This window comes from Streptomyces sp. NPDC029014, from assembly GCF_055564695.1.
On record NZ_JBVHVT010000168.1, the window covers coordinates 1 to 5942 of the forward strand.

Below are 5942 nucleotides of genomic sequence, written 5' to 3' on the forward strand. Positions count from 1 at the left end.
GCCTGGTGCTTCATCTTGGCCATGTCCGAGGCCATGATGATGTCCTTGTTGCCGGTCGTGGTGATGAAGATGTCGGCCGTCTCGACGACCTCGTCCAGGGTGGTCACCTGGTAGCCGTCCATCGCCGCCTGCAGCGCGCAGATCGGGTCGATCTCGGTGATGATGACGCGGGCGCCCTGGCCGCGCAGCGACTCCGCGCAGCCCTTGCCGACGTCGCCGTAACCGAAGACCACGGCGGTCTTGCCACCGATGAGGACGTCGGTCGCCCGGTTGATGCCGTCGATCAGCGAGTGGCGGCAGCCGTACTTGTTGTCGAACTTCGACTTCGTCACCGCGTCGTTGACGTTGATCGCCGGGAAGAGCAGGTTGCCTTCCTGCATCATCTCGTACAGGCGGTGGACGCCGGTGGTGGTCTCCTCGGTGACACCGCGGATGTCGGACGCCAGCTGGGTCCACTTCTGCGGGCTCTCCGCCAGGGTGCGGTTGAGGAGCGTCAGGATGTGGCCGTACTCCTCGGAGTCCGCCGTCGACGGGTCCGGGGCCTCGCCGGCCTTCTCGAACTCGACGCCCTTGTGGACGAGGAGGGTGGCGTCACCACCGTCGTCGAGGATCATGTTCGGGCCACCGGTGGGGGTGTTGGGCCAGGTCAGCGCCTGCTCCGTGCACCACCAGTACTCCTCCAGCGTCTCGCCCTTCCAGGCGAAGACGGGAACGCCCTGCGGGTCCTCCGGGGTGCCGTTCGGGCCGACGGCGATGGCGGCGGCCGCGTGGTCCTGGGTGGAGAAGATGTTGCAGGAGGCCCAGCGGACCTCGGCGCCGAGGGCGACCAGGGTCTCGATCAGGACGGCCGTCTGCACGGTCATGTGCAGGGAGCCGGTGATGCGGGCGCCGGCCAGCGGCTGCGCCTCGGCGTACTCCCGGCGGATCGACATCAGACCCGGCATCTCGTGCTCGGCCAGGGTGATCTCCTTGCGGCCGAAGGCGGCAAGGGAAAGGTCTGCGACCTTGAAGTCCATGGGTGCTGCTCCTCATGGTTTCGAGAGGTGGGTACGGCTGAGCCGCGCATCGCCTGGGGCGGTGCACCGAGCACTCAGTCCGTCGGGGGCCCTCTCTCCCCTCGGCCGGTCGTGAGGACCGCCCGACCGCCATCAGCAGCGACGCCTGACACTGATGTCGAATCTACACCGATCAACGGTGCGGGCCCCAGTGGGTCGGGCAAAGAGCCCGGTGCCGTCCGGCCCTGGTGGGCGGGACGGTGATGCACGGATCCGGGCCCGGGTTCCGTACGCTTCCGGCCACCACACTTATGCGGAAGGACGGATTCATGGGGCGCGGGCCGGGGCGGGTACTGGGGTTCTGGGCGAGGGTGCTGCTGACGCTGGGGACGGTGATGGTCGCGGTGCCGGCGGTGTGGGTGCTCGCCGTGAACCCGCAGCCGGTCCGGGGGTATTCGGTGCCCTCGGAGAGCATGTACCCGACGTACCGGCCCGGGGACACCGCCTACTTCGCGCTGGGCGGCGCCGCGGAGCTGGGGGTCCGGCGAGGGGACGTGGTGCTCTTCGACGCTCCCGGGTGGCGGCTCGGCGGTCCGGGGATCAAGCGCGTGGTGGCGCTCGGGGGCGACCGGATCTCGTACCGCACGGGTGACGCGGCGCTGCAGCTCAACGGGAAGCCGTTGGAGGAGCCGTACCTCAAGGACCGGCGGCTGCCGGCGGCGGTCGCCTTCGAGGTCACCGTGCCGCAGGGGCGGGTGTTCCTGATGGGGGACAACCGCGGGAACTCCCTGGACTCCGCGTTCCGCACCGCCGACCCGGGCCACGGCTCCCTGCCGCTGTCGGCGGTGACCGGCAGGGCGGTGGAGCGGCCGACGGCGCTGATCGTGGCCGGCGGCGTCATGTTCGCCGGGTTCGCGGTGCTCCTCGTCGGCGGCGGTCTCGGGGCCGGCGCGTGGGCGGTCCGGCGGCGGGCCCGGCGGCGCGGGGCGGGTGCCGTCCCGGAGCCGCGGGTGCCGACGGCTCCGACGGCTCCGACGCCCTGAACCGCGCACCCGGGCCCCGGATACGGCGGAGCCCCCGCAGCCTGCGCTGCGGGGGCTCCGCCGTACCGGTCGGTCAGTGGGGGCCGGGGCCGCCCGGGGTGGCGGCCGGGTCGTTGCCCGCGGCCGCGGCCTCCGCGCTGTAGATGTCCGGCTCCAGGTAGATCACGCGGGCGATCGGGACGGCCTCGCGGATCCGGGCCTCGGCCGCGTCGATCGCGGCGGCGACCGTCGCCGCCGAGTCCTCGTGCCGGACGGCGATCTTGGCGGCGACGAGGAGCTCCTCGGGCCCCAGGTGCAGGGTCCGCATGTGGATGAGGCGGGTGACGGTCTCCCCGTCGACGACGGCGGACTTGATCTTCTCGATCTCCTCCAGGCCCGCGGCCTCGCCGAGCAGCAGGGACTTGGTCTCCACGGCCAGGACGACCGCGATCAGGATGAGCAGGGTGCCGATGGCGAGGGTGCCGATGCCGTCCCAGACGCCGTCGCCGGTCAGCAGGGCGATGCCGACGCCGAACAGCGCGAGCACGAGGCCGACGAGGGCGCCGAGGTCCTCCAGGAGGACGACCGGCAGCTCGGGGGCCTTGGCCCGCTTGACGAACTGGCGCCAGGTCAGGCCGCCTCGGATCTCGTTCGACTCCTTGATCGCCGTGCGGAAGGAGAAGCCCTCCGCGAGGATCGCGAAGAACAGCACGCCGATCGGCCAGTACCAGTCCTCGACCGGGTGCGGGTGCATGATCTTCTCGTAGCCCTCGTAGAGGGCGAACATGCCGCCGACCGAGAACAGGATGATGGAGACCAGGAAGGCGTAGATGTAGCGCTCGCGCCCGTACCCGAAGGGGTGTTGCGGCGTCGCCTCGCGCTGGGCCTTCTTCCCGCCGAGCAGCAGCAGGCCCTGGTTTCCGGAGTCCGCCAGCGAGTGGACGCTCTCCGCGAGCATCGACGACGAGCCGCTGAAGACGAAGGCCACGAACTTGGCTGCCGCGATGGCGAGGTTGGCGGCGAGTGCCGCCACGATCGCCCTGGTTCCGCCCGACGCACTCATGGGTGCCTGATGTCCCTTCCTCGGTACGGCGGCCCTGGTCGGGGCGCCGCGCTACGGCCGCACATTCTTGCAGCCGCCGCCACCGGCTCCGGTCCGGTGACCGGCCTCAGAGGACGACGGTGGCGCGGTAGACGGTGCCCGTCCCGGCCAGCTCGGTCCGCTCGCCCGCCGGTACGAACACCGACTCGCCGGGGGCGAGGGCGAGTTCACCGGCCTTCGGGCGGCCCGCCGTGCACAGCAGGATCTGCGGGGCTCCCGCCGGCAGGGTGCGGGGGGCGGCGCCGGGGGCGAGGACGAAGCGGGAGAGCCGGAACTCGTCGATGGGGGTCTCGTAGACCTCCTCGCCGTTGCCCTCGGGGCGCAGCACGGCCGGGTCGCCGGGTTCGAACCGGACGATCCGCAGGAGTTCGGGGACGTCCACGTGCTTGGGGGTGAGTCCGGCGCGCAGCACGTTGTCGGAGTTGGCGAGCAGTTCGACGCCGAGGCCGTCGAGGTAGGCGTGCGGGACGCCCGCGCCGAGGAACATGGCCTCGCCGGGCTGGAGTCGGACGTGGTTGAGCAGCATGGCGGCGATCACGCCCGGGTCGCCGGGGTGGTGGTGGACGAGGGTCGCGTACGGGGTGTACGGGCCCCCGAGACGTTCGGCGGCGGCCGCGGCCTCGGCGACGGAGTGGGCCATCTCGGCGCGGTCGGCGGTGAGTACGGCGGTGAGCATCTCGCGCAGGGCCGCCTCCTCGGGGTGGGCCCGGAGCAGGTCCACGTACGGCTTGAGGGAGTCGACCTCCAGGCCGGCGAGGAGCCGGGCGGCCTCCAGTGGCGGGCGGAAGCCGCACAGCCCCTCGAAGGGGGTGAGCGCGCAGAGCACCTCGGGCTTGTGGTTGGGGTCCTTGTAGTTGCGGTGGGCGGCGTCCATGGGGATGCCGTGGCGCTCCTCCTCGGCGTAGCCGGCGCGGGCCTGTTCCGGGTCGGGGTGGACCTGGAGGGAGAGCGGGGCGCCGGCGGCGAGGATCTTGAAGAGGAAGGGCAGGCGGGGGCCGAACTTGGCGACGGCGGCGGCGCCCAGCTCGCGCTCGGGGTCGGCGGCGATGACGTCCGCGAGGGTGGTTTCGCCGGCACCGCGGTCGAGGCGGGAGGGCGCGCCGGCGTGGGCGCCCATCCACAGCTCGGCCTGCGGTTCTCCGGTGGGCTCGATACCGAGGAGCCCGGGGATCGCGGTGGTCGATCCCCAGGCGTAGGGGCGGATCGTGTTCGTCAGGCGGTCCATCGTCGTCCGTCTTCCTGGATGAAGGGCAGGCACGGGACCGTGCTCAGCCGTGTCCCCGGGTGGCCGCCAGCGCGAGGTAGGCCGTGGCGAAGTCCGTGACGGCGAGGAGTTCCGCGAGCTGTTCGAGCTCGGCGCCCTCCTCGGGTTCGAGCTCGCTGATGGCCGTGTCGTGGCTGAGGGCGAGTTCGCGGGCGGCCGGGGCGGCGGAGAGTCCGCCGGTGGGCCGGTCGCGCAGCAGGACGATGCGGGCGCGGAGGGCTTGTGGCTCCTCGACCCGGTCACGGAAGAAGTCCTCGGGGTCGGCGCCGGCCGCGAAGGATCCGGCGAGCAGCACCCCGTGGGCGGGCAGGGCCTCGGGCAGGTCGGCGGCGAGGGCGGGACGGCCGGCGAGCTCGGCGAGGGTGGCGGCGAAGCGGCGGCCGGCGGGGCCGGCTCCGGCGCCCTCGCTCCAGATGAGCGGGAGGGAGTCGGCAAGCTCGGCGGCGAGGGTCTTGGCCGGGTTGGAGTAGGTGGCGATGGCCGGGCCGCAGCGTTCGGCGATGTGGTCGAGTCGGTCGGCGACGCGCTGGAGGGTCTCGGGCGCGGCGGTGATCAGGCCGACCTTGTCGAGGAGCAGCAGGAGCGGGGTGAGCAGGGCCCACAGGGCGCCGGGGCCGGCGGCGGCGGACTCGTCGAACTCCTGGTACGGGGCCTTGGCCATGGGGACCAGCAGGCCGTGGGCGGCGTCGACGGACTCGCTGAGCGGGGACCGCTCGGGGGCGACGGCGACGACGGTGCAGCCGCGCCGGTACGCCTGCTCGGCGAGGAGGGCGAGGCCGGGCTCGGTGCCGTCGGTGGTGGTGATGAGCAGCAGGTCGACGGAGCCGGCCCAGCCGGGCAGGGTCCAGCGCAGGGCGCCGGGGGCGTGGGCGACGCCGGTCGGGTGCAGCCGGGTGACGGGGGCGGAGGCCCCGGCGAGGGCGCCGAGGAGGTCGGCCACGCCGGTGGCGGCGGTGCCGGGGCCAGCGATGAGCACGGCGCGGGGCCGGCCGTCGGGACGCAGGTCGGCCAGCCCGGCCTCGCTGGCGTGCCGGGCTGCGGTGCGGACTCTGGCCCCGGCCTCGGCGGCGCCGCGGAGCAGGCCGCGGCGGTCGGCGCGGGCGAGCTCTTCCGGTGCGTCGAGGAGCGACTCGTCGAGCATGGCGGCCTCCGGCTGGTTCAGAAGGGCGGGCGACTCGGTTGCTCGGGCGCCCGGCGCTGCGACGGGCGCCCTGTGCGTCGTACGGCTGGTGCGTACTCAGGCGGGGCGGCGGGCCTCGTCCACGAGGAGGACCGGGATGCCGTCGCGGACCGGGTAGGCGAGGCCGCAGTCCCGGCCGGTGCAGATCAGCTCGGGAGCCGTCTCGTCGGCCGACTTGTCCTCCAGGGGAGAGTGGCAGGCGGGGCAGGCGAGGATCTCCAGAAGGCCGGCTTCGAGCGGCATGGGGCGCTTCCCTTCGAACATGCGGATTGGGCGAGGTCAGCGTACCGGGGGGGGGGGGGGGGGGGGGGGGGGGGGGGGGGGGGGGGGGGGGGGGGGGGGAGGGGGGGGGGGGGGGGGGGGGGGGGGGGGGGGGGGT

At 73.6% G+C, this 5942-nt stretch carries 6 protein-coding genes; 1 reads left to right on the forward strand and 5 read right to left on the reverse strand.

Translation table 11 applies throughout. The features are described 5' to 3' along the window. Positions 1-1016, reverse strand: a 1016-nt coding sequence (locus ACZ4VL_RS39905) for an adenosylhomocysteinase (protein WP_468210731.1), incomplete at its 3' end; no start/stop codon positions are given. Between the two features lie 308 nt (positions 1017-1324). Here ACZ4VL_RS39905 and lepB point away from each other — a divergent pair. Next, complete coding sequence (gene lepB, locus ACZ4VL_RS39910; protein WP_468210734.1) at positions 1325-2038, forward strand: signal peptidase I; 714 nt, start codon at positions 1325-1327, stop codon at positions 2036-2038. Between the two features lie 73 nt (positions 2039-2111). Here the strand turns inward: lepB and ACZ4VL_RS39915 are convergent, their stop codons facing one another. The 4 genes from ACZ4VL_RS39915 to ACZ4VL_RS39930 form a co-directional block, all read right to left on the reverse strand. Next, entirely contained in the window at positions 2112-3080 is a 969-nt protein-coding gene (locus ACZ4VL_RS39915) for a cation diffusion facilitator family transporter (RefSeq protein WP_468210737.1), read from the reverse strand. 106 nt (positions 3081-3186) lie between these two features. Continuing rightward, complete coding sequence (gene manA, locus ACZ4VL_RS39920; protein ID WP_468210740.1) at positions 3187-4344, reverse strand: mannose-6-phosphate isomerase, class I; 1158 nt, start codon at positions 4342-4344, stop codon at positions 3187-3189. A 43-nt stretch (positions 4345-4387) separates the two neighbouring features. Then, positions 4388-5524 carry an SIS domain-containing protein gene (locus ACZ4VL_RS39925; protein ID WP_404240852.1) on the reverse strand — a complete coding sequence of 379 codons (1137 nt, stop codon included), beginning with the start codon at positions 5522-5524 and terminating at the stop codon, positions 4388-4390. Positions 5525-5620: 96 nt separating this feature from the next. Next, positions 5621-5806, reverse strand: a complete 186-nt coding sequence (locus tag ACZ4VL_RS39930; protein ID WP_054222355.1) for a Trm112 family protein — start codon at positions 5804-5806, stop codon at positions 5621-5623. Positions 5807-5942: the final 136 nt, after the last annotated feature.

Coding starts and splice junctions, on each gene's coding strand:
- ACZ4VL_RS39930 (WP_054222355.1), bottom strand. CDS start 5,806: ATGCCGCTCGAAGCCGGCCTTCTGGAGATCCTCGCCTGCCCCGCCTGC.
- ACZ4VL_RS39925 (WP_404240852.1), bottom strand. CDS start 5,524: ATGCTCGACGAGTCGCTCCTCGACGCACCGGAAGAGCTCGCCCGCGCC.
- manA (WP_468210740.1), bottom strand. CDS start 4,344: ATGGACCGCCTGACGAACACGATCCGCCCCTACGCCTGGGGATCGACC.
- lepB (WP_468210734.1), top strand. CDS start 1,325: ATGGGGCGCGGGCCGGGGCGGGTACTGGGGTTCTGGGCGAGGGTGCTG.
- ACZ4VL_RS39915 (WP_468210737.1), bottom strand. CDS start 3,080: ATGAGTGCGTCGGGCGGAACCAGGGCGATCGTGGCGGCACTCGCCGCC.